The sequence below is a fragment of the Aliiroseovarius sediminilitoris genome, assembly GCF_900109955.1.
Lineage (GTDB): Bacteria > Pseudomonadota > Alphaproteobacteria > Rhodobacterales > Rhodobacteraceae > Aliiroseovarius > Aliiroseovarius sediminilitoris.
Genome location: NZ_FOJB01000001.1, coordinates 418805 through 444885, shown reverse-complemented (window position 1 = coordinate 444885; position 26081 = coordinate 418805). Strand labels below are relative to the sequence as shown.

General features: G+C 58.2%; 21 protein-coding genes and 1 tRNA gene. 7 read left to right on the top strand and 15 right to left on the bottom strand.

What is annotated here, in order from left to right; genetic code table 11:
* Positions 1–84: 84 nt before the first annotated feature.
* Both BMY55_RS02155 and ade read right to left on the bottom strand, forming a co-directional pair.
* Positions 85–1569, bottom strand: a complete 1485-nt coding sequence (locus BMY55_RS02155) for an AMP nucleosidase (protein WP_091427900.1) — start codon at positions 1567–1569, stop codon at positions 85–87.
* Positions 1569–3374 carry an adenine deaminase gene (gene ade / locus BMY55_RS02150; protein ID WP_091427898.1) on the bottom strand — a complete coding sequence of 602 codons (1806 nt, stop codon included), beginning with the start codon at positions 3372–3374 and terminating at the stop codon, positions 1569–1571. Before ade ends, BMY55_RS02155 begins: the two co-directional genes overlap by 1 nt.
* A 95-nt stretch (positions 3375–3469) precedes the next feature.
* On the opposite strand from ade, the gene BMY55_RS02145 reads away from it, so the two are divergent.
* On the top strand, positions 3470–4303 hold the full coding sequence (locus tag BMY55_RS02145; protein ID WP_091427896.1) for an SDR family oxidoreductase: 834 nt from the start codon (positions 3470–3472) through the stop codon (positions 4301–4303).
* On the opposite strand, the gene dxs is transcribed toward BMY55_RS02145, so the two are convergent.
* From dxs to BMY55_RS02115, 6 genes are read right to left on the bottom strand one after another with little or no spacing between them, the layout of a single operon-like run.
* The gene (gene dxs, locus BMY55_RS02140) at positions 4300–6228 is read right to left on the bottom strand and encodes a 1-deoxy-D-xylulose-5-phosphate synthase (protein WP_091427894.1); all 1929 of its coding nucleotides are present in this window, start codon (positions 6226–6228) and stop codon (positions 4300–4302) included. The two genes, BMY55_RS02145 and dxs, sit on opposite strands and share 4 nt — an antisense overlap.
* A 14-nt stretch (positions 6229–6242) precedes the next feature.
* The gene (locus tag BMY55_RS02135) at positions 6243–7097 is read right to left on the bottom strand and encodes a polyprenyl synthetase family protein (RefSeq protein ID WP_091427891.1); all 855 of its coding nucleotides are present in this window, start codon (positions 7095–7097) and stop codon (positions 6243–6245) included.
* Positions 7098–7340, bottom strand: coding sequence for an exodeoxyribonuclease VII small subunit (locus BMY55_RS02130; RefSeq protein ID WP_091427888.1), 243 nt, complete (start codon positions 7338–7340; stop codon positions 7098–7100).
* Positions 7337–8272 (bottom strand): histone deacetylase family protein, encoded by a 936-nt coding sequence (locus tag BMY55_RS02125; protein WP_091427886.1) that lies wholly within the window; start codon positions 8270–8272, stop codon positions 7337–7339. The genes BMY55_RS02130 and BMY55_RS02125 overlap by 4 nt, the downstream gene beginning before the upstream one ends.
* Positions 8273–8330: 58 nt before the next feature.
* Positions 8331–9032 (bottom strand): response regulator, encoded by a 702-nt coding sequence (locus BMY55_RS02120; RefSeq protein WP_091427884.1) that lies wholly within the window; start codon positions 9030–9032, stop codon positions 8331–8333.
* Positions 9025–9531 carry a MarR family winged helix-turn-helix transcriptional regulator gene (locus BMY55_RS02115; RefSeq protein ID WP_091427882.1) on the bottom strand — a complete coding sequence of 169 codons (507 nt, stop codon included), beginning with the start codon at positions 9529–9531 and terminating at the stop codon, positions 9025–9027. The genes BMY55_RS02120 and BMY55_RS02115 overlap by 8 nt, the downstream gene beginning before the upstream one ends.
* A 177-nt stretch (positions 9532–9708) precedes the next feature.
* Here BMY55_RS02115 and BMY55_RS02110 point away from each other — a divergent pair, with 177 nt between their 5' ends.
* The gene (locus BMY55_RS02110; RefSeq protein ID WP_091427880.1) at positions 9709–10575 is read left to right on the top strand and encodes a branched-chain amino acid aminotransferase; all 867 of its coding nucleotides are present in this window, start codon (positions 9709–9711) and stop codon (positions 10573–10575) included.
* Between the two features lie 65 nt (positions 10576–10640).
* On the top strand, positions 10641–11081 hold the full coding sequence (locus tag BMY55_RS02105) for a hypothetical protein (RefSeq protein ID WP_091427878.1): 441 nt from the start codon (positions 10641–10643) through the stop codon (positions 11079–11081).
* Here BMY55_RS02105 and queG read toward each other — a convergent pair.
* The 5 genes from queG to BMY55_RS02080 form a co-directional block, all read right to left on the bottom strand.
* Positions 11078–12115 carry a tRNA epoxyqueuosine(34) reductase QueG gene (queG, locus tag BMY55_RS02100; protein ID WP_091427876.1) on the bottom strand — a complete coding sequence of 346 codons (1038 nt, stop codon included), beginning with the start codon at positions 12113–12115 and terminating at the stop codon, positions 11078–11080. The two genes, BMY55_RS02105 and queG, sit on opposite strands and share 4 nt — an antisense overlap.
* Positions 12112–12777, bottom strand: a complete 666-nt coding sequence (gene fzlA / locus BMY55_RS02095; RefSeq protein ID WP_091427874.1) for an FtsZ-binding protein FzlA — start codon at positions 12775–12777, stop codon at positions 12112–12114. Before fzlA ends, queG begins: the two co-directional genes overlap by 4 nt.
* Positions 12778–12831: 54 nt before the next feature.
* A complete protein-coding gene (gene mtgA / locus BMY55_RS02090; RefSeq protein ID WP_091427872.1) occupies positions 12832–13572 on the bottom strand; it encodes a monofunctional biosynthetic peptidoglycan transglycosylase in 741 nt (246 codons plus the stop codon).
* Between the two features lie 117 nt (positions 13573–13689).
* Entirely contained in the window at positions 13690–18228 is a 4539-nt protein-coding gene (gltB, locus tag BMY55_RS02085) for a glutamate synthase large subunit (protein ID WP_091427870.1), read from the bottom strand.
* A 58-nt stretch (positions 18229–18286) separates the two neighbouring features.
* A complete protein-coding gene (locus tag BMY55_RS02080) occupies positions 18287–19720 on the bottom strand; it encodes an NAD(P)-dependent oxidoreductase (protein WP_091427868.1) in 1434 nt (477 codons plus the stop codon).
* 221 nt (positions 19721–19941) lie between these two features.
* Between BMY55_RS02080 and BMY55_RS02075 the strand changes: the two genes are divergently transcribed.
* Positions 19942–20745: an undecaprenyl-diphosphate phosphatase gene (locus BMY55_RS02075; protein ID WP_091427866.1), complete on the top strand. Its 804-nt coding sequence runs from the start codon at positions 19942–19944 to the stop codon at positions 20743–20745.
* 48 nt (positions 20746–20793) lie between these two features.
* On the opposite strand, the gene BMY55_RS02070 is transcribed toward BMY55_RS02075, so the two are convergent.
* Entirely contained in the window at positions 20794–21780 is a 987-nt protein-coding gene (locus tag BMY55_RS02070) for a complex I NDUFA9 subunit family protein (protein ID WP_091427864.1), read from the bottom strand.
* 140 nt (positions 21781–21920) lie between these two features.
* Here BMY55_RS02070 and BMY55_RS02065 point away from each other — a divergent pair.
* The 3 genes from BMY55_RS02065 to BMY55_RS02055 all read left to right on the top strand — a co-directional run bounded on the left by BMY55_RS02065 (position 21921) and on the right by BMY55_RS02055 (position 24655).
* A tRNA-Leu gene (locus BMY55_RS02065) sits at positions 21921–22007 on the top strand.
* Positions 22008–22198: 191 nt separating this feature from the next.
* A complete protein-coding gene (locus BMY55_RS02060; protein ID WP_091427862.1) occupies positions 22199–23821 on the top strand; it encodes a PHA/PHB synthase family protein in 1623 nt (540 codons plus the stop codon).
* Between the two features lie 3 nt (positions 23822–23824).
* Complete coding sequence (locus BMY55_RS02055; protein ID WP_091427860.1) at positions 23825–24655, top strand: alpha/beta fold hydrolase; 831 nt, start codon at positions 23825–23827, stop codon at positions 24653–24655.
* Between the two features lie 660 nt (positions 24656–25315).
* On the opposite strand, the gene BMY55_RS02050 is transcribed toward BMY55_RS02055, so the two are convergent.
* Positions 25316–25900 (bottom strand): GNAT family N-acetyltransferase, encoded by a 585-nt coding sequence (locus BMY55_RS02050; RefSeq protein WP_091427858.1) that lies wholly within the window; start codon positions 25898–25900, stop codon positions 25316–25318.
* Positions 25901–26081: the final 181 nt, after the last annotated feature.

The following is a 26081-nucleotide window of genomic DNA, read 5'->3' as shown; positions in this document are numbered from 1 at the left end:
GTATGTAGAGGGGGGACACAACGATTTGTTGTGCAGATTTCCCCAATAAATAGCGGTTTTTTACCCGAAATCGCACTTCTTTCCCTAAAGGAAAGCTGTCTCTTCGAAACTTCTGAGCTTCCGGCTGTGGATTCGCTCGATCGGCATGTCGCGTAAAGTCTCCATCGCTTGGATACCAATCAGCAGGTGACGCGCCACCTGGGACTTATAGAAATCAGACGCCATACCCGGCAATTTCAACTCGCCATGCAGTGGTTTGTCAGAAACACACAGCAGCGTGCCATAGGGAACGCGAAACCGAAAACCGTTGGCGGCGATGGTCGCACTTTCCATGTCCAGCGCAATGGCACGGGACTGGCTCAGCCGTTGCACCGGCCCGGACTGGTCACGCAATTCCCAGTTGCGATTGTCCAAGGACGCCACGGTGCCGGTCCGCATGATGCGTTTCAGCTCGTACCCTTCCAGCTCGGTCACTTTGGCCACGGACTGCTCCAACGCGATCTGGATTTCCGCCAGCGGCGGGATCGGCACCCAGATGGGCAGATCATCGTCCAGAACCTTGTCCTCGCGCAGATAGGCGTGGGCCAGGACGAAATCACCCAGACGCTGGCTGTTGCGCAGACCGGCGCAATGGCCAACCATCAACCACGCATGGGGGCGCAGAACGGCGATGTGATCGGTTGCGGTTTTCGCATTGGACGGCCCGACACCGATATTCACCAGAGTAATACCCGACCCATCAGCCCGCTTCAGGTGATATGACGGCATCTGGGGCAGCTTTTCCGGAGTGGCCAGTTCCTGATCGGGTGCAGTGATCTTCTGATAACCCGGCCCAACGAAGGACGTGTATCCGCCGGAAGGGTCAGCCAGCATCTGGCGGGCATAGGCCTCAAACTCCTCAACATAGAATTGGTAGTTCGTAAACAGAACGTAGTTCTGGAAATCCTCGGGCTTTGTCGCAGTATAGTGCGACAGCCGGGCCAGCGAATAATCCACACGTTGGGCGGTAAAGGGTGCCAGTGGCGACGCACCGTCTTCACTCATTTGGGCGACGCCGTTCACGATGTCATCATTGGTGCTGGACAGGTCCGGCACATCGAACACATCGCGCAGCGGAAACCGCATCGCACCTTCCTGCGGCACCGAGATGTTGGGATCATTTGCCACGGCGAAATGCACTGGAATGGGCGTGTTGGACCACCCCACCTGAACCGGCACGCCGTGATGCTCCAAAAGCAGCGACACCTGCTGGGTCAGGTAACTTTCAAACAGGTCGGGCCGGGTGATCGACGTGCTGTAAGTGCCCGGTGCCGGGACATGCCCAAAGCTCAGCCGTGTATCGATCTGCGCATGGCTGGTCGTCGTCAAGCTGATCTGAGGATAGAAGGCGCGATAGCGCGTGTCAGGCTGATCGCCCGATACCGATTGCTCAAAGGTCTCACACAGGAAGGCGCAGGCTTCTGCATATAGCTCTTTCAAACGCTGAACAGCAGCTTTGGCATCCATGAAAGTCTCAAGCGCCCCGTCTGGGGGCGTAATCACGGGGATGGAGGTTCCATTCGAAAGCATCAATGATCCTCAATCAAATTGGTCAATTCAAACCGGGTAACGTCCACCAGACCCAGATCGGAAATACGTAACTCAGGTATGACAACAAGCGCCAGCAACGAATGCTGCATATAGGCATTGTTCAGCGAGCAACCGCAAGCGGCCATCGCCGCGACCATCGCATCGGCTTTCGCCGCAACGTCGCGCGCAGGGGCGTCCGACATCAGACCTGCCACGGGAAGCTCTACCAACGCCAGTTCCTCGCCATCCTTGAAGACGGTGATGCCGCCACCCACCTCGCCCAGACGGTTCGCGGCCAGCGCCATATCCTCGCGACTGGTTCCGACCACAATCATGTGGTGGCTGTCATGCGCCACGGTCGAGGCGATCGCCATCCGCCCCGTGTAGCCAAAACCCGACACCAGCCCGTTCACAACCTCACCTGTTGCGCGGTGTCGTTCGACCAGCGCGATCTGGCATACATCCTGCGCTTCGTCTGTTTCCACCAAACCGTCGACCACACCAAGATCGCGGGTCAACGCCTTGGTCGGCGCCTGATTCTCGACAACTCCAATCACCTTGGCACGGACAGAATTCGCGCCCTCCGGGGCGGCAATCTCGAAATCCACAGCTTCAAGCACGCGGCCCAGATGCACGGTCTTGCGGGCGTATTGCGGCCAGTCCAGATGGGGGCAATCAACCGTGACTTCTCCGCTCTCGGCCACCATCACGCCGCGCGCGATCACCCGGTTGATCGGCAGGGTGGTCAGATCATCGGTCAGGATCACATCAGCCCGTCGTCCGGGTGCAATAGAGCCTAATTCACGCTCTAACCCGAAATGGGTGGCCGTGTTGATCGTCGCCATCTGCAACGCGATCAGCGGATCACAGCCACAGGAAATCGCGTGTCGCACCACGCGGTTCATATGGCCATCATTGACCAAAGTGCCCGAGTGGCAATCATCGGTGCAGAGGATGAAGTTGCGCGGGTCCAAGCCCTTTTCCGTGATCGCCGTAATCTGTGTTTCCACGTCATACCACGCCGACCCCAGCCGCATCATTGACCGCATCCCCTGCCGCACACGCGCAATCGCATCGGCCTCGCAGGTGCCTTCGTGATCATCAGCCGGCCCGCCGGCGGCATACGCATGGAAGGCCGGGCCAAGATCGGGGCTGGCGTAATGCCCGCCCACGGTCTTGCCTGCGTTCTGCGTCGCTGCAATCTCTGCCAGCATCTTTGCGTCGCCATTCACCACGCCGGGGAAATTCATCATCTCTCCCAGCCCGATGATGCCGGGCCATTCCATCGCCTCGGCCACATCGTCGGGAGTGATCTCGTAACCAGTTGTCTCTAATCCAGGCGCAGATGGCGCGCATGAGGGCATCTGGGTGAAAATGTTGATGGGCTGCATCAGCGCTTCGTCATGCATCAACTTGACGCCCTCAAGCCCCATCACATTCGCGATTTCATGCGGATCGGTGAACATGGTGGTCGTCCCATGCGGGATCACGGCACGCGCAAATTCGGCGGGCGTCAACATGCCGCTTTCGATATGCATATGCGCATCACACAGGCCGGGGATCAGATATTGACCATCGGCGTCGATCACTTCGGTCTGCTCGCCGATGCAATGCCCCGCATCCGGGCCAACATAGGCAAAGCGCCCATCCGCAATGGCGACCTGCCAACCGTCCAGAACCTCGCGCGTGTGAACATTCACGACCCGCCCACCCCGGATCACCAGATCGGCGGATTCACGCCCCGCTGCCACGGCAACGAGGTGGCGGGCGCAGTCAGACCATGGTTTGAGACTTGGATTTTCCATTGACCCATTGTTCTAAATTCCGATGTTAGCGCAACCCCCAAAAACGCTTTGACTTTTGCACTTTTCAATCCCGCCGCCACGACGATACTGCGCGCATGGAAAAGACACTTTTTATCTTCGGGTTCGGATACTCGGCCCGCGCGCTGGCACGCCTGTTGCGGGACGAGTTTATCATCATTGGCACCTCACGCGAGGCAGGCGACGGTGTGATCCAATGGCCCGACACCGATATATCTGTCCCCCTGTCGCGCGCCACGCATCTGCTGATTTCAGCCGGACCAGATACCGATGGAGATCCCGTTTTGCGGCAGGTTAGAGACGAAATCGCCCAAATTGCTCCGCAGCTTCAATGGGTCGGGTATCTGTCCACCACCGGCGTTTATGGCGACCATCAGGGGGGATGGGTGGACGAAGAAACGCCCCTTGCACCATCCACCAAACGCGGCCACCAGCGGGTCGAGGCCGAAGCGGCGTGGCAAGAGCTCGCCGTCGAGACCGGTTTGCCCCTGCATATCTTCCGGCTGGCTGGCATCTATGGCCCCGGTCGCGGGCCCTTTGCCAAGGTGCGGCGCGGCACAGCGCGGCGGATCATCAAGAAAAATCAGGTGTTTTCGCGCATCCATGTCGATGACATCGCGCAGGTTCTGGCGGCATCCATCGCCGCCCCTAATCCGGGGCGCATATACAACGTCTGCGATGACCTTGCCGCGCCGCCAGAGGACGTTCTGGCCCACGCCGCCGACTTGCTGGGCGTGCCCCACCCGCCTGCCGAGGATTTTGAAACTGCCGAAATGACGCCGATGGCGCGCAGCTTCTATGCCGAAAGCAAGCGGGTGCGAAACGATCGCATCAAGGGTGAACTGAGCGTGAAACTGCTCTATCCGACCTATCGGGACGGGTTGGCGGCGCTGCTGAAAGCCGAAGGTTAGGCCCGCTTTTCACCGATCTGTGCGATGCCCAACACATCCAGCACCTTGGCCTCGATGTCCTTGGCGGACAGCTTCGCCTCTTCATACATCCGCGCAGGTGACGCGTGGTCGATGAACGTGTCGGGCAGAACCATCGACCGGAACTTCAAACCCGTGTCGAACACGCCTTCCTCGGCCAGCAGTTGCGCGACATGGCTGCCAAAGCCGCCGATTGCACCCTCTTCAATGGTGATCAGCGCCTCGTGGTCGGCGGCGAGCTTCAGGATCAATTCGCGATCCAGTGGTTTGGCAAAACGGGCATCCGCGATTGTCGGACTGATGCCCCGGGCAGTCAGGGCTTCGGCGGCTTTTTCGACCTCGGACAGGCGTGTGCCGAAAGACAGAATTGCCACGCGCGAGCCTTCGCGGATCATCCGGCCCTTACCGATTTCCAACACCTCGCCCTGCTCCGGCAGTTCAACCCCGACCCCTTCGCCGCGCGGGTAACGAAAGGCGCAGGGGCCGTCATTGATGGAATGGGCAGTGGTGACCATATGCATCAACTCAGCTTCATCCGCAGCGGCCATGACGACCATTCCGGGCAGGTTAGACATGTATCCGATATCGAATGCGCCTGCATGAGTCGCGCCATCGGCCCCAACCAAACCAGCGCGGTCTATGGCAAAGCGCACAGGCAGGCGTTGCACCGCCACGTCATGCACAACCTGATCATATCCGCGCTGCAGGAAGGTCGAATACATCGCGCAGAAAGGTTTCATCCCGCCAGCGGCCAGCGCCGCCGAGAACGTCACGCCATGCTGTTCGGCAATGCCGACGTCAAAGCACCGCGACGGATAGCGTTCTGCCATCAGGTTCAACCCGGTGCCATCCGGCATCGCCGCTGTCACCGCACAGACCTTGTCGTCCTTGCCTGCCAGATCGACCAGCGTCTTACCAAACACCGAAGTGTAACTGGGTGCGTTTGACGGAGCCTTGTGTTGTTTTCCACTAGCAACGTCAAACTTAGCGGTGGCGTGACCGCGATCGCGCGCCGCCTCAGCGGGTGCATAACCCTTTCCCTTTTTGGTGATCACATGGATCAACATCGGTCCAGTGGCGCGATCATGCACGGTGCGCAGGATCGACAAAAGGCTTTCCATGTCATGCCCGTCGATCGGCCCGACATAGGAAAAACCCAGTTCCTCGAACAATGTGCCGCCAACGGTCATGGATTTGACCATCTCTTTTGCCCGGCGCGCGCCTTCCTGAAACGGTTCAGGCAACAGGCTGACCGCACCCTTGGCAGCGGCTTTCAGTTCTTGAAACGGTTCGCCGGCATAAAGGCGGCTCAGATAGCTGGACATCGCGCCTACGGGGGGCGCAATCGACATTTCGTTGTCGTTCAGGATCACGAACAGGCGGCGATCCAGATGGCCTGCATTGTTCATCGCCTCGAACGCCATCCCCGCAGACATGGCCCCGTCGCCAATCACGGCCACCGCATCCCCGATGCCATGCTCCGGCGCGCCACCCAGATCGCGCGCGACGGAAAAGCCCAGCGCCGCCGAGATCGAGGTGGAACTGTGTCCCGCCCCGAACGGGTCGAACGCGCTTTCCGAGCGTTTGGTGAAGCCCGACAACCCACCTTCGCAGCGCAAGGTGCGAATGCGGTCGCGGCGACCGGTCAAAATCTTGTGCGGATAACATTGGTGGCCCACGTCCCAGATAATCCGGTCGCGTGGTGTGTCAAAGACAGCGTGCAGCGCCACGGTCAGCTCAACCACACCCAGCCCCGCACCCAGATGACCGCCGGTTTCCGATACGGCAGAAATCGTCTCGGCCCGCACCTCTTTCGCCAACGCATACAGTTCTGGATCAGACAAGGATTTCATATCGGCCGGAACCGTTACGCGATCAAGAATGGGTGTCTTGGGTATATCGGCCATCTGCGCCCCGCTGCCTATCTGTCGCGCTGGATAACGAAACGGGCGGCGTCCCGCAAGGTTTCGGCATCCGCGCCGAACGGGGCAAGGGCATCACAGGCCTGATCCACAAGCTCGGCTGCGCGGGTTTTTGCCGCCTGAGGGCCAAGCAGAGATACGAATGTCGCCTTGCCCGCGCCTGCATCCTTGCCAACCGCCTTACCCACTGTCCGCGCATCTCCTTCAACATCCAGAATGTCATCTGCAATCTGGAACGCCAGGCCCAACGCGGTGGCATAGTCGCGCATAGGCTTGGGATCAGCGCTTGCCAGGATTGCCCCGGCTTCGGCAGACCACTGGATCAGCGCGCCGGTCTTTCCGGCTTGCAACGTGATAATCTCGTCCAAACCCAACGGCATGGGTGCCGTTTCCGCCGCAATGTCCAGCGCCTGCCCGCGCACCATGCCTGACTGCCCCGCCGCTTGCGCAAGGGTCGAAATCAATGAAACACGCGCCGCGCCAACGGCGTCATGGGTCAGCAACTCGAAAGCCAGGGTTTGCAACGCGTCACCCACCAGAACCGCCGTCGCCTCGTCCCATTTCTTGTGAACAGTGGGCAGACCGCGTCGCAAATCGTCGTCATCCATGCAGGGCAAATCGTCATGGACGAGCGAATAGGCATGAACGGCCTCGATCGCGGCGGCGGGCCAGACGGACCTTGTATCGTTCACTCCGTGCAGCCGCGCGCTTTCCATCACCAGAAATCCGCGCATCCCCTTGCCGCCTGCTGTTGCATACCGCATCGCATCCGCCAGCGCGCCGTCATCACGAATCGCGCCATGCAGACAAGCCCGCGCCAGCCCGCTTGTTTCCGTCAGCCGTGCCTGGAACATCTACAGCCCTTCGACCGGGGTTGTGCCAACCGGCGTCCCATTGGGATCCAGCGTGATGGCTGCGACCTTTTCTTCGGCTTCCTTGAGCTTCTTCTCGCACCGCGCCTTTAACTCGGCGCCGCGCTCATAGAGCTTGATCGAATCCTCAAGCGCCACGTCGCCACGCTCCAATTGACCCACCACGGCTTCCAGCGCGCGCATCGCTTCCTCAAAACTCATCTCGCCTACGGGTTTGTCGCTCATGCGCCTCGCTCCATCATAACGTTTACGTAAGCCCCGACACTGTCGCCAAGGGCTTGAAGATCATAGCCGCCCTCAAGCGACGATACCACCCGACCATCGCAGCATTTATCTGCCAGATCACAGATCCTATGCGCCATCCATACGAAGTCCTCGGTTTCCCACTGAAGCCCGGCCAACGGGTCGCGGCGATGGGCGTCGAACCCTGCCGAGACCAACACCAGTTGCGGCTTGTAAGGCTCTAACACATCGGAAAACACACCTTCCCACGCCTCTTGCATCACCTCGCCGCCGGTCGCCTCTTCCAGGGGGATGTTGACAATCTGCCCGAACGCGCCCTTTTGGTGCAGCCCGCCCGATCCCGGGTAAAGTGGCATCTGGTGCGACGACACAAAGCGTACCCGGCTTTCATGCCACAACACGTCCTGCGTGCCGTTTCCGTGGTGCACGTCGAAATCCAACACGGCGATCCGGTCAAGCCCATGATGTTCCGCCGCATAGCGCGCCGCAATGGCCACGGTCGAGAACAGGCAAAACCCCATCGGGGTCGCCTTTTCGGCATGGTGGCCGGGCGGTCGACAGGCGACAAAGGCATTCTGTGCCTCGCCTGCCAAAACAGTGTCTATTGCCGCCACATTCGCGCCAACCGCCCGAAACGCGGCCTCCAACGATCCGGGCGCCATGAAGGTGTCGCCATCCAGTTGCGCCCAGCCTTCGACCGGTGCGGCGTCATCGAGTTTCTCGAAATACCGGCGCGAATGCCCAAGGCGCACGTGATCCAAGGTGCCCATCGGGGCAGTGCGACGGTCAAGCGCGGCGAAATCGGGCGCGGACAGCGCAGCTTCGATGGCCTCAAGCCGCGCGACCTGTTCGGGATGTCCCGGCGGTGTTACGTGTTCGTGGCAAACCGGGTGCGTGTAAAGCAGAGTTGTCATGGCGCGACGCTAGGACAATCCGAACCGATCAACAAGACGATGCGCACCGTTGCAACGATCAATCAGGCGCAAGCATATAGCCCGCGCCGCGCACTGTTTGCAGATAGCGTGGCTGTTTGGGATCGGTTTCCAGCTTGCGCCGCAACCGCGTGATCTGCACGTCTACGGCACGTTCCTGCGCTTGCCCCTGATCACGGCCCAACTGTTCGACCAGTGATGTCCGACTGACTGCATCACCGGGCGTCGCTGAAAAAATCCGCATCAATTGCGCTTCGGTTGCTGTCAGCCGCACCAGCTCTTCGCCGAACCAAAGCTCACCGCGCTCGGTGTCATAATGCTTGTCACCGAGGTTAAGCACCTTTGGCATGACCTCATCTGCAACGACCGGCATTCGGCGCAGGATCGCGTTGATGCGCAGCAGCAGTTCTTTCGGCTCAAAGGGTTTCGCCAGATAGTCATCCGCACCGGCTTCCAACCCCTTGATCCGATCCTCGGTATCGCCTTTGGCTGTCAGAAGCAGGATGGGCGTCGTCAACGTCTCGCGCAGCGACCGGGTCAGGCCAATCCCATCTTCGCCTGGCATCATCACATCCATTACGATCAGATCGAAATCCAGGCCTTCCAGCAACCGGCGTGCGTGGGTTGCATCCCTTGCCGCGCTTACCCAGAACCCCTGTCGGATCAGATATTTCTGCAATAGCCTGCGAATGCGTTCGTCGTCGTCAACGATCAACAGATGCGCTTCGGTCATGTCACTCATCGACGCTATCCCTGGCCCGGTTAAAGTGATGCCATAATTCTGGGTCCATCATTGCCTCCAGCACCGTGCGAAAGCCCTGAACCGCCTCTGGCCCGGCCTCGCGATAGGCCTGCCGCATTCGTTCGCGTTGGGCGGTGGACAAATCCTGCTCTAGCGCAGCGCCGCTTTCGGTCAGGAACAGATGGCGTTCGCGTTTGTCGCGCGTGCCCACACGGCTTTCGACCAGCCCGTCATCAATCAAGGTGCGCAGCACTCGATTAAGCGATTGCTTGGTCACACCCAGAATGGACAACAGGTTGTTCACGGTGGTGCCCGGCGCCCGGCTGATGAAGTGAAGCGCCCGGTGGTGGGCTCGCCCCAGTCGATATTCATCAAGAATGCGGTCCGGGTCTGCGGTGAACCCGCGATAGGCGAAGAACATCGCCTCGATGCCTTTGCGCAATTGCTCATCCGTCAAGAACAGAAGCGTCTGCCCACCCGGTGTCTGCATATCCGCCATTGTCGGCCTCATCACAATTCATGTTACAGGTCCTAGTTTTATGTCAGTGTTGTTGACTTTCCAAGAATCAATTGTTAGCGAAATGCTGATTTTGCGTAATTTAATATCCAATATGGACCTAATCTGCGCAACTTTTGCAAATATGCCCAAGGGCGACAGAGTGGAAAGGACTGGAACATGAGCGGATATGATGACCGTGACGGTAAGATCTGGATGGACGGCCAGTTGGTCGAATGGCGTGACGCGAATGTTCATATTCTGACCCACGCGCTGCACTATGCGTCCTCTGTGTTCGAGGGTGAGCGCCTGTATGACGGCAAGATTTTCCTGTCGCGCAAACACTCGGAACGGCTGCTGAAATCGGGCGAGATGATGGACATGCCCATCCCCTATTCTGTCGACGAGATCGAAGCCGCGAAACAGGCGGTGGTTGCGGCGAACAACCTGACCAATGCCTATGTGCGTGTGGTGGCATGGCGTGGCGCAGGTGAAGACATGGGTGTCTCATCCGCGCGCAACCCGGTGCGGATGGCGGTGGCAGCCTGGGCCTGGGGCGATTATTACGGCGACGCCAAGATGCAGGGCGCGAAGCTGGACATCGCGAAGTGGAAACGACCATCGCCCGAAACCATTCCGACCGCTGCCAAGGCCGCCGGTCTTTACATGATCTGCACCATGTCCAAGCACGCTGCCGAAGCCAAAGGTTGTTCGGACGCGCTGTTTATGGATTATCGCGGCTATGTGGCTGAAGCGACCGGTGCCAACGTGTTTTTCGTGAAGGATGGCGAGGTGCACACGCCGCTGCCCGATGCGATCCTGAACGGGCTGACACGTCAGACTGTGATCGGCATGCTGAAAAGCCGTGGCATCACCGTTCACGAACGCCATATCATGCCGGAAGAGATGGAAGGCTTCGAACAATGTTGGCTGACCGGTTCAGCAGCCGAAGTAACTCCGGTGGGTCAGATCGGCGACCATAAGTTCGAAGTTGGCGCCCTGACCCGCGATATTGCGGAAAGCTATGAAAAATTGGTGCGCAGCTAAGACCCTTTAACACTTCATGAACCTGCCCGTCCTATCCTGCCCGCAAAGCGGGGTAGGAGCCGGGCATGTTTGCGCGACGCGGGGTCAGATTGCTGGCGGGGATCATCGGCGTGATCGCCTTGCCCAGCGTGGTGGCATTGGGGTGGTATTCTTACACCAAAGATCCGACATTGCGCCCGCTTGGCATCACCAAGGCGGCGTTGATCGACAACGACCCCGGACAACCGTCCGAGGTGATCGCCCGAGTCAAATGGGGCATGACCGACAACCGCGACTCCGGCAAGGCATTCGCGCAATCTCTGGTGCGCGCCTTTGACGTAAAGCAGGTCGACTTGCGCGTGATCGTGACCGACAGCACGGAAGATGCGACGACAATCATATACGAAGTCGGTGCATCACGCATCGGCCCCTATCCAAAAGACAAGGCCGTCAAAGGGGTGAATGCCGCGATCGCCGCATATCACATGCTGACAAATAACGCAGCACCGGCCACGCCCGAGGATTAGGCCCCTGACAGTTTGCCAACCGCCCAGCGTGCAGCATCCGCGACAACCGGATCGTCGCTGTCCGCATGGGCCTGTGCGTGGGGCAGCAAGGACGACTTCCCCGAGTTGCCAATCGCATACAGCACATTCCGCAAGAACCGAGACAAGCCGATCCGCTTGATCGGACTGCCGGAAAAATGCGCCCGGAAGCCCGCGTCGTCGAACCCAACCAGATCCGCCAGTTTTGGCGCCACCAGATCCTCGCGCGCGGCATAGCGCATCTCGGTCGCCTCGACCGCGAACTTGTTCCACGGGCAGGCGGCAAGGCAATCGTCGCAGCCATAGATACGATTACCCAGCTGCGACCGCAGCGGCTCGTCCACCGGCCCTTTGTGCTCGATCGTCAGATAGGAAATGCAGCGGCGGGCATCCAGTTGAAACGGTGCGGGAAAGGCATCAGTCGGGCAAACATCAAGACAGGCGGTGCAAGACCCGCATTTCTCTCGCGCCGGTTCGTCCGTTGGCAGGTCCAGCGTGGTGAAGATCGCGCCCAGAAAGAACCAGTTGCCCAGTTCGCGCGACAAAAGATTGGTGTGTTTACCCTGCCACCCCAGCCCCGCCGCAGCGGCCAGCGGTTTCTCCATCACCGGGGCGGTATCCACGAACACTTTGATCTCACCTCCAAAGCTGTCGATCATCCAGCGACCTACCCGCTTCAGCCGCTTCTTGACGATGTCGTGGTAGTCCTTGTTTTGCGCATAGACGCTGATCGCCGCGCGGTCAGTCTGTCCGATCACATCCATCGGATCGTGAGACGGCGTGTAGGGTTCGGCCAACATAATGACGGTGCGTGCCTCGGGCCAAAGGGCGGCGGGATTGCCGCGCCAATGCATCCGTTCGCCCATCCATAGCATATCGCCGTGCCGCCCCTCGGCGACGAAGGTATCCAACCGATCGGCAATCTGGGGCACGCTGTCAGGGCGGCAGAACCCTGCTTGTGCGAAACCTTCTTCAAGGGCTTTGTCGATAATGGCCTGCCGTATCTCGGCGGTCAAAAATCAAGGTCCGAATAGTGTGGCGGCTGCGGAAAGCCCGGTATCTGGTCGGCCAGGATCGACCGGAAAGCGGGGCGCGATTTGATCTTGGCATACCATTCACGCACATTCTCGTTACGGTTCCAGTCCACATCGCTGATGTAATCCAGCGATGAAAGATGCGCTGCCGCTGCAAAATCGGCCAGCGTCATCGTATTGCCCGCCAGCCAACGGCGTTGTTCCAACAGCCAACCCATGTAATCGAGGTGAAACTTTATCGCCTTGGCACCCGCCTTGATGTTGCGGCTTTCGGGATAGCCCGCGCCCATCACCTTCTTGTTGACCCGTTCATACAGAAGGTTCGACGTCACTTCGTTGTGGAACTTGTCATCAAACCAACTGACCAACCGGCGCACTTCATAGCGACCTTCGGGATCGGACGGCAGAAGTGCCGGGTCGGGGTGGCGTTCTTCGATATACTCGCAGATCGGGCCGCTTTCACTGAGCAGCTTGCCGTCCATCTTCAGGATCGGCACCTTGCCTGCCGGGTTGCGAAGCAGAAAGTCTTTGCCCCGCTCCCAATACTTTTCCTCAACCAGCTCAACCTCGATCTTTTTCTCGGCAAGCGACAGGCGCACCTTGCGGCAGAACGGGGACAGGGGGACGTGGAATAGTCGGTTCATGGTGTGTGCCAGCGATCTTTCTTTTGTCCGTATTGCCGCGTTTGCGTCACGGGATCAATCCTCGAAACACGAGGACCGCCCATCCGCGCGGATCGTAGCCGCCCCATCGACAATGGATTGCGCCCGTTTGCGTACAAATGCCGATGGACGCGAGGCTGACCGCTCCTTGGGATTGGGCAGAAGGGCAGCCAGTCGCGCCGCCTGCACGGCGGTCAGTTTTTCCGGCCCGACGCCAAAGTAATGACGCGCGGCAGCTTCCACGCCAAAGACGCCCTCGTCAAACTCGGCGACGTTCAAATAGACCTCGATAATCCGCCGCTTGGTCCAGACCAGTTCGACGAAGGGTGTAATGGCCGCCTCAAGCGCTTTGCGCGGCCACGAGCGACCGTGCCACAGATAGACATTCTTCACGACCTGCTGTGTCAGGGTCGATGCCCCGCGTGATCCACCATCGTCAATCGCGGCCCGAATGGCGCGCATGTCGAACCCCCAATGTCCGCAAAAATTCGCATCTTCGGCGGCCACGACGGACCGCGCCATGACGGGCGCGACCTCGTCCAGATCGACCCATTGGCGATCCGCCCAACCCAAGCGCATTTTTTCGCTTACAATGTGTGGCGTGGTCGGCGGGTTGATAAAGGCATAGCCCACGATGCCAGCGGCGAAGAAACAAATGAAGGCTAGAAAAACACGTTTGATCCAAAGCCTGATCCATTCAATTGGATGAAGCTTTATGCGCTTTTTCTTTGGCGCCTTTTTTTTGCCTGTCGGCTTTTTTCTTGCTGCTCGTGCCACGTATCTTTCAGACCATGATGCGACGACCCGGTCAAGATACGCGATGGGTGGTGGTGACACATGAAAACGTCCGCCAGAGAGGCGGACGTTTACGTTTCCACTGTCGTCACTTCGGCGCTATTGGGCGGGAATAGCATTCGCTTCGATGCTCAGCGGCGCCGGAAGCCGTTCCAGCATCTCAATTGGGCAGACCTGAACGAAGTTCCCGATCTCAAGATCCCAGTGGCGCAAGATTTCCGTTGCCAACTGGCTGCGGGTTTCTTCCGCATGGCGTTCGACCAGCGATTTCAGTTGCGCTTCCCAATGGTCGACCGTGACCGGGTTGGTCACAAGGCTTTCCATGTTCATGTATTTCTGCGCAACGCCATCCGGGTCATAAAGATAGGCCATGCCACCCGTCATGCCCGCGCCAAAGTTGGACCCGATAGAGCCAAGGATGACGGCAACCCCGCCGGTCATGTATTCACACCCGTTCGAGCCGCAGCCTTCGATCACCACATGGGCGCCCGAGTTGCGTACTGCGAACCGCTCACCTGCCCGCCCGGCGGCGAACAGATGGCCGTCGGTTGCACCATAAAGCACCGTGTTGCCGATGATCGTGTTGTCCTTGGCGACCAAGGGGCTGGACAGCGGCGGGCGCACCACGATGGTGCCACCGGACAGACCTTTGCCAACATAATCGTTGGCGTCCCCCGACACTTCGATTTTCAGGCCCGGTGCCGCGAACGCGCCCAACGATTGACCAGCAGAGCCTTGCAGCTTCACGGTCAGGTGGTCAGGTTGCAGGCTGTTGCGCATACCAAACCGTTTGACAATATGGCTGGAAATGCGCGTGCCAACCGTCCGGTGTGTGTTCTGCACCGTGTAGGAAAGCTGCATCTTCTCGCCATCCTCAAGGAAGCGATGGGCATCGCGAACGATCTCGGCGTCCAGCGTATCGGGCACCGCGTTGCGGTCGCGGTTGCGGTTGTAAACGATCTTGTCCGCCCCATCGACAACCAGCAGTAACGGGTTCAGGTCAAGGTCATCCAGATGGGCCGAGCCACGGCTGACTTGGCTCAGCAGGTCTGCACGCCCGATCACCTCGTCCAGCGACCGCGCCCCGATCGAAGCAAGGATTTCGCGCACTTCCTGCGCGTAGAAGGTGATCAGGTTGACGACCTTGTCGGCGCTGCCGGTAAATTTCTTGCGCAGGTCTTCATCCTGCGTGCAGACACCAACCGGGCAGGTGTTCGACTGGCACTGACGCACCATGATACAACCCATGGCGATCAGGGCCGCGGTGCCGATGCCGTATTCTTCGGCCCCCATCATCGCGGCCATGACGATATCACGACCCGTGCGCAGGCCACCATCGGTGCGCAAAGTCACACGGTCGCGCAGGTTGTTCATCGCCAGCACCTGATGCGCTTCGGTCAAACCCATTTCCCACGGCAGACCCGCGAATTTGATCGAGGTCGCAGGCGATGCGCCCGTGCCGCCATTGTGGCCCGAAATCAGGATCACATCGGCCTTGGCCTTCGCAACACCGGCGGCAATCGTGCCAACGCCCGAGGCTGCCACCAGCTTCACCGTCACCTTGCAGCGCGGGTTGATCTGCTTGAGGTCATAGATCAGCTGCGCCAAATCCTCGATCGAGTAAATGTCATGATGTGGTGGCGGCGAAATCAGTGTCACGCCTTTTGTCGAGTGGCGCAAACGCGCAATCAGGTCTGTGACCTTCATGCCGGGCAGCTGCCCCCCCTCGCCGGGTTTCGCACCTTGCGCGACCTTGATTTCAAGCTCTTCACACTGGTTCAGGTATTCGGCGGTCACACCAAATCGGCCCGACGCGACCTGCTTGATCTTCGCAGACGGGTTGTCACCATTCGGTTCCGGGTGGAAATGCGCGGGGTCTTCACCGCCCTCGCCCGAATCCGACTTGGCGCCAATGCGGTTCATGGCGACATTCAGCGTCTTGTGTGCCTCGGGGCTGAGCGCGCCAAGCGACATGCCCGGCGTCACAAACCGTTTGCGGATCGCATTGATGCTTTCAACTTCCTCTATGGGCACTGACTTGCCCAAGGGCTTGATGTCCAGCAGATCACGCAGATGGATCGGTGGGTTGGCCCGCATCCTCGCAGAATACTGCCTCCACATCTCGAATGACGCGCGATCGCACGCCGATTGCAGCAGGTGCATGGTTTGCGCTTCCCACGCGTGCGTTTCACCCGACCGACGCGCCTTATAAAAACCGCCCACCGGCAGAACCCGATTGCCACTGCCAAAGCCTGCCGCGTGCACATCTTCCAGTTTTTTTTGAATCCCGTTCACACCGATGCCGGAGATCCGCGAGGTCATGCCAGGGAAATACTCTGCAACCATAGCGCGGCTCAGCCCCACGGCCTCAAAATTCAGGCCGCCACGATAGGACGAGATGACCGAGATACCCATCTTCGCCATGATCTTCAACAGACCCTGATCAATCGCTTCGCGATACCGGCGTACGGCTTCGGTCAACGAGCAATCCAACAGACCACGATCAATCCGATCCGCCAGCGAATCTTCTGCCAGATATGCGTTGACCGTTGTCGCACCACAGCCCACCAAGACCGCGAAGTAATGCGGGTCCAGACACTCTGCGGACCGCACATTGATCGAACAGAACGTGCGCAGCCCCTTCTTCACCAACCAGCTGTGAATGGCCGATGTCGCAAGGATCATCGGCATCGCTATGCGATCTTCGCCCTGCCCCTGATCGGTCAGAACAAGATGCCCAGCACCCGAGCGCACGGCATCTTCGGCCTTGGCGCGAATATCATCCAGTGCAATGCGTAACGCGCCTTCGCCCCCATCCGCAGGGAAGGTGCAGTCAATTTCGACCATCTGGGCGTTAAAGGCTTCTGTCAGTTTCTCGAATTGCTGGTTTGCAACAAACGGGCTTTCCAGAACGATAATTGCGGTCTGGGCACCGCTTTCATCCAGCACGTTCTTCAGGTTGCCAAACCGCGTTTTCAGTGACATCACGCGGAATTCGCGCAAACTATCGATGGGTGGGTTCGTCACCTGGCTGAAATTCTGACGGAAGAAATGGCTGAGCGGGCGGTATTTGGTCGACAGCACCGCCGACGGCGTGTCATCGCCCATAGACGCAAGAGACTCTTTCCCATCCTCGGCCATCGGTGCAAGGATTTGTTCCAGCTCTTCCAGAGTGTATCCTGCGGCAAGTTGACGGCGGCGCAGGTCTTCACCGGAATAGATCGGCTTTTCCTCAACCGAAGTAAACTCTTCTCCCAGATCGTTGATCTTGCCGACCCATTCACCAAAGGGCAGCGAAGCCGACAAACGATCTTTGATCTCGGTGTCGTGATACAGCTTGCCTTCGACCGTATCGACAGCCAGAAGCTGCCCCGGACCAAGCGCACCTTTTTCCACAATGCCAGCCTCGTTGATCGGCACCATCCCGGCTTCGGACCCGGCAATCACCAGCCCTTCACCCGTTACGACATAGCGCATCGGGCGCAAACCATTACGGTCAAGCCCGGCACACACCCAGCGACCATCGGTCATGGCAAGGGCGGCAGGACCATCCCATGGCTCCATCACCGAGTTACAATAAGAGTACATGTCCTTCCACGCTTCGGGCAGTTCGATCGCCTGCTTCGACCAGCTTTCCGGCACCAGCATGGTTTTCGCCATGGGGGCTGAGCGACCTGCACGCACCAGAACCTCGAACACAGCGTCCAGCGCCGCCGAGTCGGATGACCCGCCCGGCACAATCGGCTTGATGTCTTCGGCCAGATCGCCAAAAGCCGACGAGGCCATGCGGATCTCGTGGCTTTTCATCCAGTTCAGGTTGCCCTTCAGCGTATTGATCTCTCCGTTATGAGCCAACATGCGGAACGGTTGTGCCAACCACCATTGCGGGAACGTGTTCGTCGAATACCGCTGGTGGTATATCGCAAACGTCGAAATGAACCGCTCGTCCATCAGGTCGGGATAGAAAACGGCAACCTGTTCGGCCAGCATCATGCCTTTATAGATGATCGACCGGCACGACAGAGATGCGATATACAGCCCGTTGATCTGTGAAGACGCGGCCGCTTTTTCAATTCGGCGGCGGATCACGTAAAGCTCGCGTTCAAACGTGTCCTCGTCGACACCTTTCGAATTCGAAATCATGATCTGTTCGATCTCAGGGCGTGTCGCGTTGGCTTTTTCACCCAGACAGGTGATGTCCACAGGCACGTGCCGCCAACCATAGATGTGATAGCCCATGCGCAGAATTTCGGATTCCACGATGGTCCGGCACGCTTCCTGTGCACCAAAATCCGTGCGCGGCAGGAACACCTGACCAACCGCGATCAACTGATCTTCGTGCGGTTCGTGTCCGGTGCGGCGAATCTGGTCATAGAAGAACGGAACGGGGATCTGGATATGAATACCCGCCCCGTCACCGGTCTTGCCGTCAGCATCAACAGCACCGCGGTGCCAGATGGCCTTCAGCGCGGCGATTCCCGCTTCGACCACATCACGCGACGCTTTGCCTTCGATCGACACGACCAGACCCACACCACAAGAGCTGTGTTCGTCCTGTTCGCGATACAGGCTGTGCTCGGTCATGAATTTGCGCTTGGCTTCCTCGCGGCGGACCCAGTCGGCATCATATTTCGTCATCTCGGTTCTCCTCTCGGACGGGCGGGGGTGCATTGACCCGGATGGCCCGGAAAATTCGTTATTCGGCGGCAAGCGCGCGGGCGGCATCGAGGCGGGCCAGAATGTTGGCCCCTGCTTCGCGCCCATCGCGGATGGCCCAAACCACCAGCGAGGCACCACGCACGATGTCGCCCACTGCCCAAACGCCATCCAGATCAGTCTGGTGTGTCTCAAACGCGGCCTTCACGGTGCCCCAGCGGGTGACAGTCAGTTCCTTTTCGTCCCACAGGGTTGGCAGGTCTTCAGGTTCGAAGCCCAGCGCCTTGATGACCAGATCGGCCTCTTCAGTGTATTCCGAGCCTTCGATCACCTCGGGACTTCGGCGACCTGTCGCGTCAGGCGCGCCAAGGCGCATCTTCTGCACCATTACGCCCGTGACCGGATCGCCGGTGAACCCTTTGGGTGCGGACAGCCAGACAAATTCGACGCCCTCTTCCTCGGCGTTTTGGGTCTCGCGCTGTGATCCCGGCATATTTGCTCGGTCGCGACGATACAGACATTTCACTGATTTCGCGCCCTGCCGAATGGCGGTGCGCACACAATCCATCGCGGTATCGCCACCGCCGATCACCACAACATTTTTGCCATCCGCGTTCAACTCTCCGCTGTCGAACGCAGGAACCGTATCCCCGAAGCTGAGTTTGTTTGAGCAGGTCAGGTAATCCAACGCGGGAACAATCCCCTCGGCACCAGCCCCCGGCCCGGACAAATCACGGCCTTTGTAAACACCGGTTGCCAGCAGAACCGCGTCATGAATGGCGCGGATATCCTGAAAGCTGATGTCTTTTCCGACATTGCAGTTAAGAACGAACTCAACCCCGGCATCTTCCAGCAGCTTAACGCGGCGCATCACCACGTCTTTTTCAAGTTTGAAACCCGGAATGCCATAGGTCATCAGCCCGCCGGCACGGTCATGACGATCATAGATGGTCACGTTCACACCCGCACGCACCAGAACATCCGCCGCCGCCAAACCGCCCGGACCGGCACCGATGATCGCAACGCTTTCGTCGCGATTGGCCGACGGCGTGATCGCTTCAACCCAACCGTTGTCCCACGCCGTGTCGGTAATATACTTCTCGACCGCGCCGATGGTGACGGTGCCGTGGCCCGATTGTTCGATCACGCAATTGCCTTCGCACAGACGGTCCTGTGGGCAGATACGGCCACAGATTTCCGGGAAAGTGTTGGTGGACTGGCTCAGTTCATAGGCTTCCTTCAATCGGCCCGTTGCAGTCATGCGCAACCAGTCGGGGATGTTATTGTGCAGCGGGCAGTGCGTCTGGCAATAGGGCACACCACATTGGCTGCACCGGCTGGCTTGCTCGGCAGCTTTCTGGGCCGCAAACTCGGCATAGATTTCGTGAAAGTCATCCTTGCGCGCATCAGCCGCCCGCTTTTCAGGCATATCCCGCTCGACATCCACAAATTTCAACATAGGCTGCTTGGCCATCCTGGCTCTCCGTCAATTTGGCTCGGTCCTGCGCTTTTAATGAAGGCATACATATATTAAAAGACAGTCTTACTGACCTATATGGCATTCTCAAGCATATTTTTTCCCAGTTGCTGGAAATATAGATCATTATTAGGTCAGCTTTAATTACCTTTTATTCCCCTTCCCTTTCCATATGGCTTGTTTAGCTTGCGCGACAACATATTTCAGAAGGCTCCCGCATGACCCTTGCCCATTTGTTTCTTGTCGCCGTGCTACAGGGAATCACCGAATTTCTGCCGGTTTCCTCGTCTGGGCACCTTGCCCTGATTCCGTACCTGACCACCCTTCCAGATCAGGGGCAAACCATTGATGTCGCCGTGCATGTGGGCACGTTGGGTGCGGTGGTCCTGTTCTTCTGGCGCGATGTACGCATGGGGCTTGCCGGTGTGCCACGGATGTTGACGGGACGCATTGATACGCCCGGCGCACGGCTGGCGTTCCTGCTGGCCATCGCAACGATCCCCGCCATCGCGATTGGCTTGGTTCTGAAACTGACCGGGCTGAACGATGCGATGCGATCGGTCAAAGTCATCGCATGGACGATGATCCTGTTCGGGCTGGTGCTGTATTGGGTCGATCATAAAGGCGCGTCTGAAAAGAAGGCCGATGACTGGACGCTGCGGGACGCAATCATCATGGGGCTTTGGCAGGCGCTGGCGCTGATCCCCGGAACATCACGATCCGGCGCAACCATCTCGGGCGCGCGCGCCCTGGGATATGCGCGACATGACGCCGCAAAACTGTCGATGCTGATGTCGATCCCGACAATCTTTGCATCCGGCGTTCTGCTGGGGTCCGAAGTCGTCGCCACCGCCAACATGCAAGTCGCCAAGGACGGCGCCATCGCGGCGGTGCTGGCCTTTGTATCAGCCCTTCTGGCGCTCAGCCTGATGATGCGGTTGCTCAGATCTGTCAGCTTCACGCCTTATGTGATCTATCGGATTGCGCTGGGGGCCGTGTTGCTGTTCATCGCCTACCAATGAAAAAGGCGCGGACCCTGCCGCGCCTTCGAAATCTCGTAAACCCAAGCGTCAGCCATTGGTGCGCAGGTTCTTTGCCGAAGCCTGAATGGCCGCATATTGACCATTGTGGCGGAACCGCCAGAGGTAATCCGGCAGGATCGCTTCCGTCGCTGTCGGCGTGATCCCCAGTTCAGCAAACCCCTTGGCATCGTCAGCCACCACGTTGTCATGCGCCAGCGATCGCACCTGATCGCGGGTCAGCGGCGCTTTGATCAAGCCTCCCGACATCCACTGGATGAAGTCAAAAACAGCCGCTTGCAGCTTTGCAATCCCGAACGGCAGATTGATAACTGCACGGCGGCGTTGCACCACCTCCAGCATTTCGTCAATCAGCTCTCGCAAGGTCGCCACATCAGGTCCACCCAACTCATAGATACCCGGCTCGACCTGGCCCAGCACGGCCTTTTCTGCGGCAGCGGCAACATCATCCACGTAAACGGGCTGAAAGCGTGTATCGCCACCGGTGATTGGCAGGATCGGACCAAAGCGTGTCATGCCGGCGAACCGGTTGAAGAACTCATCCTCGGACCCAAAAATGACCGAGGGGCGAAGGATCACCGCGCTCGGAAACGCAGCTCGCACACCTGCTTCGCCCTGCGCTTTTGTTCGCGCATATTCGCTGTCGCTGTTCGCGTCCGCGCCGATGGCGGACAATTGCACCATCTGCGCCACGCCTTGCTCTGCCGCGATCCGCGCCACCCGCTCGGCACCGTCATGATGCACAGCATCAAAATTGTTCTTGCCAATCGAGTTCAGCACACCAACGCAGTTGACCACCGCATCCGCACCCATCATCGCAGCGCGCACCGAAGCGTCATCGCGAATGTTGCACAGAACAGGCTCGACCTGTCCGACCGCGCCATAGGGTTTGACGAACAGGGCTTCGTTTGGCCTGCGCACAGCAACGCGCACGCGCCACCCCTGCTTGGCTAAGCGGCGCGCTATATAGCGCCCGACAAAGCCCGAACCGCCATAGATGGTGACAAGCTTGGACATGGTAGCTCTCCTTGAAAACCTTGGGCTTTGAATAGCTTTCCACGCGGCTTTGGGCAAGTCGCAAACGGATTTCTTGGAATCCCCGCGAATCCGGTTGACAGTATCGGCAACGCCCTTTACATCGCGGCCTCACCAACCGTGCCCAGATGGCGGAATTGGTAGACGCGCTAGCTTCAGGTGCTAGTGTCCGTATGGACGTGGAGGTTCGAGTCCTCTTCTGGGCACCATTTTTCCGACATGGCAATCCCCTACGCTCGGCAACAATGCCAGTTTTTCGGTTGAGCGTCGGACGCCTTCTTTCTTCGCGCCGTCGCTGATACAAAAAACCACGCGCACTCGCAGGGCTTGCAAAATTCGTGAAGCATTTCCCTGACAGGGTCGCGCGTGAAAATGCGGTGCAAGCGGAAAGGCAGAGGACATGTCCAAGGATCTCTTCAAACTGTTCGAAGCTATGAACAAATCGGACAATACCGTCTTTGCAGACTGGGCCAATACGATGCTCAGATATCAAAGCGACATGGCAAAACTTTGGATGGGCACCGCCCTCCATGGCGAGGCCGCTGCCGCCGAAACGCGCGACCGCCGTTTTGGAGCAGAGGCATGGAACGAAGGGATATTCCCGATCCTGCGCCATTCCTACGAGCTAACCTCCAAAGCTATGGTGGACATGGCAGACAAGGCCGGGTTGCCCGATCAGGAGCAGGAAAAGCTTAGCTTCTATGCCCGCATTGCCGCCGACAACATGGCACCTTCCAACTTCCTTCTGACCAACCCCGAAGCCCAGCAATTGGCAAAAGAAACCGGGGGGCAAAGCCTGTTTGACGGGTATCAGAACCTGCTGGCCGATCTTGAGAAAGGCTATATCTCGACCACGGATGAAGCGGCGTTCAAGGTGGGCAAGAACCTTGCCACGACGCCCGGCGCGGTGATTTTCCGCAACGAGTTGATCGAGCTCATCCAATACGAACCAATGACCGCCAAGACCCGCAAGGCACCGATCCTGATCGTTCCGCCATGCGTCAATAAATTCTATATCTTCGACCTGAATGAAAAGAAGTCGATGATCCGTTACCTGCTGGAACAAGGGCAGAGCGTTTACACCATCGCGTGGCGCAATCCGGGTCCAGAGATGGGCGACCATAGCTGGGACGACTATATCTCGGACGGGATATTCGAGGCGGTGAAGGTCACATCCGCGGTCAGCAAATCCAACGCGATCGATATTCTGGGCTGGTGCAATGGCGGCACGATGCTGACCGCGGCGCTTGCGGTCATGCCCAAGGCGTTGAAATCCAAGTTGGGCACCGCGACTTTCCTGTCGTCGCTGATCGACTTCTCTGATCCCGGACAGATCAAGGTGTTCATCGACGAACCACAGGTCGAGATCTACAACCAGCGACTGAAGGCCGAGAAACTCGCTCCGGGGCGCGACATCGCCAATGCGATGGCAATGCTGCATGTCAACGAATCCATCTGGAACTTCGTGGTGTCCAACTATCTGATGGGCAAATCACCTGCGCCGTTTGACGTGCTGTATTGGAACGCCGACACCTCGAACCTGCCCGCCAAATGGTACAGCTATTTCATTGAAGAGATGTATATGGCGAACAAGCTGAAAGACCCCGGCGCACTGACCCTGTGTGGCACCCCGGTCGATACGCGCAACATAGACCTGCCCTGCTATTTCCTGGCCGCAGACGGCGACCATATCGTGCCGTGGAAAACCTCCTATACCGCGACCGGGCTGGTGTCTGGCCCGAGCGAGTTCGTGTTGACCACCGGCGGGCATGTGTCGGGCACCGTGATCAACCACCCCGCCAATAGCCGACGCCAGTTCTGGACTGGCGGCAAAACGACGGGCGATGCCGAGACCTGGCAGGAGAGCGCCAAACTGACCGATGGCAGCTGGTGGCCGCATTGGCTGAACTGGCTGGACGCCCGGAACCCGGCCGAGCGTGGCGCAAAACCCAAGACGCTGGGCAACAAGACTTATGCCCCGATGGATCCCGCCCCCGGCACCTATGTGCTAGAGGGTGTGTGAGGCATGAAAGATCTGAACGCCACCAACCCGCACCCGGACATCACCTTCAACATCGTTACAGTCGATGATACGTCTGTCCGCTATCTGCGGCGCGATGGCCCGGATAACGCCCCGCCGCTGTTAATCTTTAACGGACTGGGACAGTCACTTGAAGTGCTTTTACCGCTGGTAGACGAGTTGAAAAACCGCACCATAGTTGCCTTCGATATGCCCGGGATCGGGCGCACACCAATGATCGAAGGCATGGCCACAATCCCCGACTATGCGGGTTTTGCCTTGCGTGTTTTGGACCGGTTGAAGATCGAACGGTTCGACATTCTGGGCATTTCCTGGGGCGGGGCAGTAGCGCAGCAATTGGCCCGCGACACGCCCGGTCGCGTGGGTAAACTGGTGCTGGCCATCACCTCGGCGGGCGGGATTGGCAGTTGGTGGGGCACCCCGATTGCCCTGTCCGAGATCATGTTCCCGATGCGCTATATCAGCAAAACCTACGGCAACTTCATCGGCCCTTTGATGTATGGGGGAGAAGCAATTTTCACCCCGACAGATTTCCGCGAGTATTCCAAACACGCCATTGCGCCCAGCCCGGATGGGTATTTCACACAGGTGCGCGCCATGTGCAGTTGGACCAGCCTGCCGTGGCTGCGCCAACTGTCGCAAAAGACCCTGATCATCGCGGGTCAATATGACGGGCTGATCCCGATCACCAATCAGATCCTGCTGGCCAACATGATGCAGAACGCCCGTTTAGAGGTATACCAGGCCGGCCATCTGCTGATGTATTCCCGACGCAAGGATGTGGGCGTGACCATCGGGGCGTTTCTGGACGCTTGATGCAGAAACCTCTCCGCTTCTATCGAAGCGGAGAGGTGGTTCGTGTGCAGTTTTACTGCATGGGTACCTCATTGTTCTCATTATATTCTATCTTGCTTATCTGTGGGTAGGTTTTAAGAACCACTCAACCAGAACTAGCTTGATAAAGATCATCATTTTCAAAGATTTTCACGGTTCAAGCTTCTGAAGATCACACCCGAGATATCAGCTGTTTGGGCTGCCGTCGTTCTTTATCCCAGGTTTGTTCATTTTGGTTTATACAAATGTCCGATAACTATTCCTCCCCAACCAAAAAATATCCGATTTCTGTAACCATCGTCGACGTGGATGCTGGACCGGATCAGAAGTCACGCACATCACTTCCATCTTAAGGGAACTCCATGCGCTGATCATTTGAGAAACCACAGGGCTATTACGTGAGATTTTGCAGGAACCAAGACCGATCATGCACTAACATTCAAACTGGACCCTCAGGTGGGGCCGGTCATACGAGCTAATGCAAAAGCAAAAAGGTTCTCAGACCTGTTCGTGGCAGAAGCATCGGGTTCTAGCGACGCAGTCCTATTTTCCATGCCGACCAACAAAGCGGATCGCTCTCGGTGGATATCGAATCCGCGCATTTGCTGCGCTCGTCACCACTGTCGGAAAACGGAACTGAGATTAAAGATATGCCCGATACACTTTTTGTCGGTTCGGCTCAAAAACTGTCTGTGCAAAGCCGCAAGTTTCACCGATGATCTCATTGGTCATGGATGTCATTGTTGGCCAATAGGGATGTAGAACAGCTTCAGTGGCGTCTTGATCAATTGAGAGCAATGCGTTGTGCTTGGTGGCGAGATGCCTCATGCGGCTATTCTCTTTGAGACACGTCATGTGAATCGTTCTGACACCTCGATTCTGAGCCATTGCAAGAACGCGTTCAAAAATTGCGTTTCCTATCCCGATGTTTTGCCATTCAGATTCAACAGAAATTGCTATCTCCGCTTCCGGAGGCCAAGACAGTAAAAAACCGTGAAGTTCAGCGACACCTCGCAGCCGCCCATTTATAAAGGCACCACACACGATACTATCGTATCGAAAGATGTTTCGCGCGTATTTTGAGACAGCATCGTTACTCACTGTCCCACAAAACCGCGCCTGCCGATCGTGGATACTGAGCCGTTGGAAGTGGTCGCAGATTTCCTTTTGATCAATCGCAAGGAGACGACGAACTCCCATATCTACTGGGTATGTCTTATGTTGCATCGCTAAAGCCTCTTAGTTGTACAAGAAGGATCAGGTCAGCATCTTCGGGTGGAAGTGAAGATGCTGACCCATTGCTTCGGCGCTCCCTGTCGTTTTTTTTCGCCGCCGCTAATGCTGGCTTACTCTGGGAGGAGTGAGAACCAACACATTTCGTGTATTCTCCGGGCCTATCGTCCTGTTT

What these genes read in the sequence shown, in the direction of transcription:
- BMY55_RS02155 (WP_091427900.1), bottom strand. Translation starts at nt 1,569, where the DNA reads ATGCTTTCGAATGGAACCTCCATCCCCGTGATTACGCCCCCAGACGGG.
- ade (WP_091427898.1), bottom strand. Translation starts at nt 3,374, where the DNA reads ATGGAAAATCCAAGTCTCAAACCATGGTCTGACTGCGCCCGCCACCTC.
- BMY55_RS02145 (WP_091427896.1), top strand. Translation starts at nt 3,470, where the DNA reads ATGGAAAAGACACTTTTTATCTTCGGGTTCGGATACTCGGCCCGCGCG.
- dxs (WP_091427894.1), bottom strand. Translation starts at nt 6,228, where the DNA reads ATGGCCGATATACCCAAGACACCCATTCTTGATCGCGTAACGGTTCCG.
- BMY55_RS02135 (WP_091427891.1), bottom strand. Translation starts at nt 7,097, where the DNA reads ATGTTCCAGGCACGGCTGACGGAAACAAGCGGGCTGGCGCGGGCTTGT.
- BMY55_RS02130 (WP_091427888.1), bottom strand. Translation starts at nt 7,340, where the DNA reads ATGAGCGACAAACCCGTAGGCGAGATGAGTTTTGAGGAAGCGATGCGC.
- BMY55_RS02125 (WP_091427886.1), bottom strand. Translation starts at nt 8,272, where the DNA reads ATGACAACTCTGCTTTACACGCACCCGGTTTGCCACGAACACGTAACA.
- BMY55_RS02120 (WP_091427884.1), bottom strand. Translation starts at nt 9,032, where the DNA reads ATGAGTGACATGACCGAAGCGCATCTGTTGATCGTTGACGACGACGAA.
- BMY55_RS02115 (WP_091427882.1), bottom strand. Translation starts at nt 9,531, where the DNA reads ATGGCGGATATGCAGACACCGGGTGGGCAGACGCTTCTGTTCTTGACG.
- BMY55_RS02110 (WP_091427880.1), top strand. Translation starts at nt 9,709, where the DNA reads ATGAGCGGATATGATGACCGTGACGGTAAGATCTGGATGGACGGCCAG.
- BMY55_RS02105 (WP_091427878.1), top strand. Translation starts at nt 10,641, where the DNA reads ATGTTTGCGCGACGCGGGGTCAGATTGCTGGCGGGGATCATCGGCGTG.
- fzlA (WP_091427874.1), bottom strand. Translation starts at nt 12,777, where the DNA reads ATGAACCGACTATTCCACGTCCCCCTGTCCCCGTTCTGCCGCAAGGTG.
- gltB (WP_091427870.1), bottom strand. Translation starts at nt 18,228, where the DNA reads ATGACGAAATATGATGCCGACTGGGTCCGCCGCGAGGAAGCCAAGCGC.
- BMY55_RS02080 (WP_091427868.1), bottom strand. Translation starts at nt 19,720, where the DNA reads ATGGCCAAGCAGCCTATGTTGAAATTTGTGGATGTCGAGCGGGATATG.
- BMY55_RS02075 (WP_091427866.1), top strand. Translation starts at nt 19,942, where the DNA reads ATGACCCTTGCCCATTTGTTTCTTGTCGCCGTGCTACAGGGAATCACC.
- BMY55_RS02070 (WP_091427864.1), bottom strand. Translation starts at nt 21,780, where the DNA reads ATGTCCAAGCTTGTCACCATCTATGGCGGTTCGGGCTTTGTCGGGCGC.
- BMY55_RS02060 (WP_091427862.1), top strand. Translation starts at nt 22,199, where the DNA reads ATGTCCAAGGATCTCTTCAAACTGTTCGAAGCTATGAACAAATCGGAC.
- BMY55_RS02055 (WP_091427860.1), top strand. Translation starts at nt 23,825, where the DNA reads ATGAAAGATCTGAACGCCACCAACCCGCACCCGGACATCACCTTCAAC.
- BMY55_RS02050 (WP_091427858.1), bottom strand. Translation starts at nt 25,900, where the DNA reads ATGCAACATAAGACATACCCAGTAGATATGGGAGTTCGTCGTCTCCTT.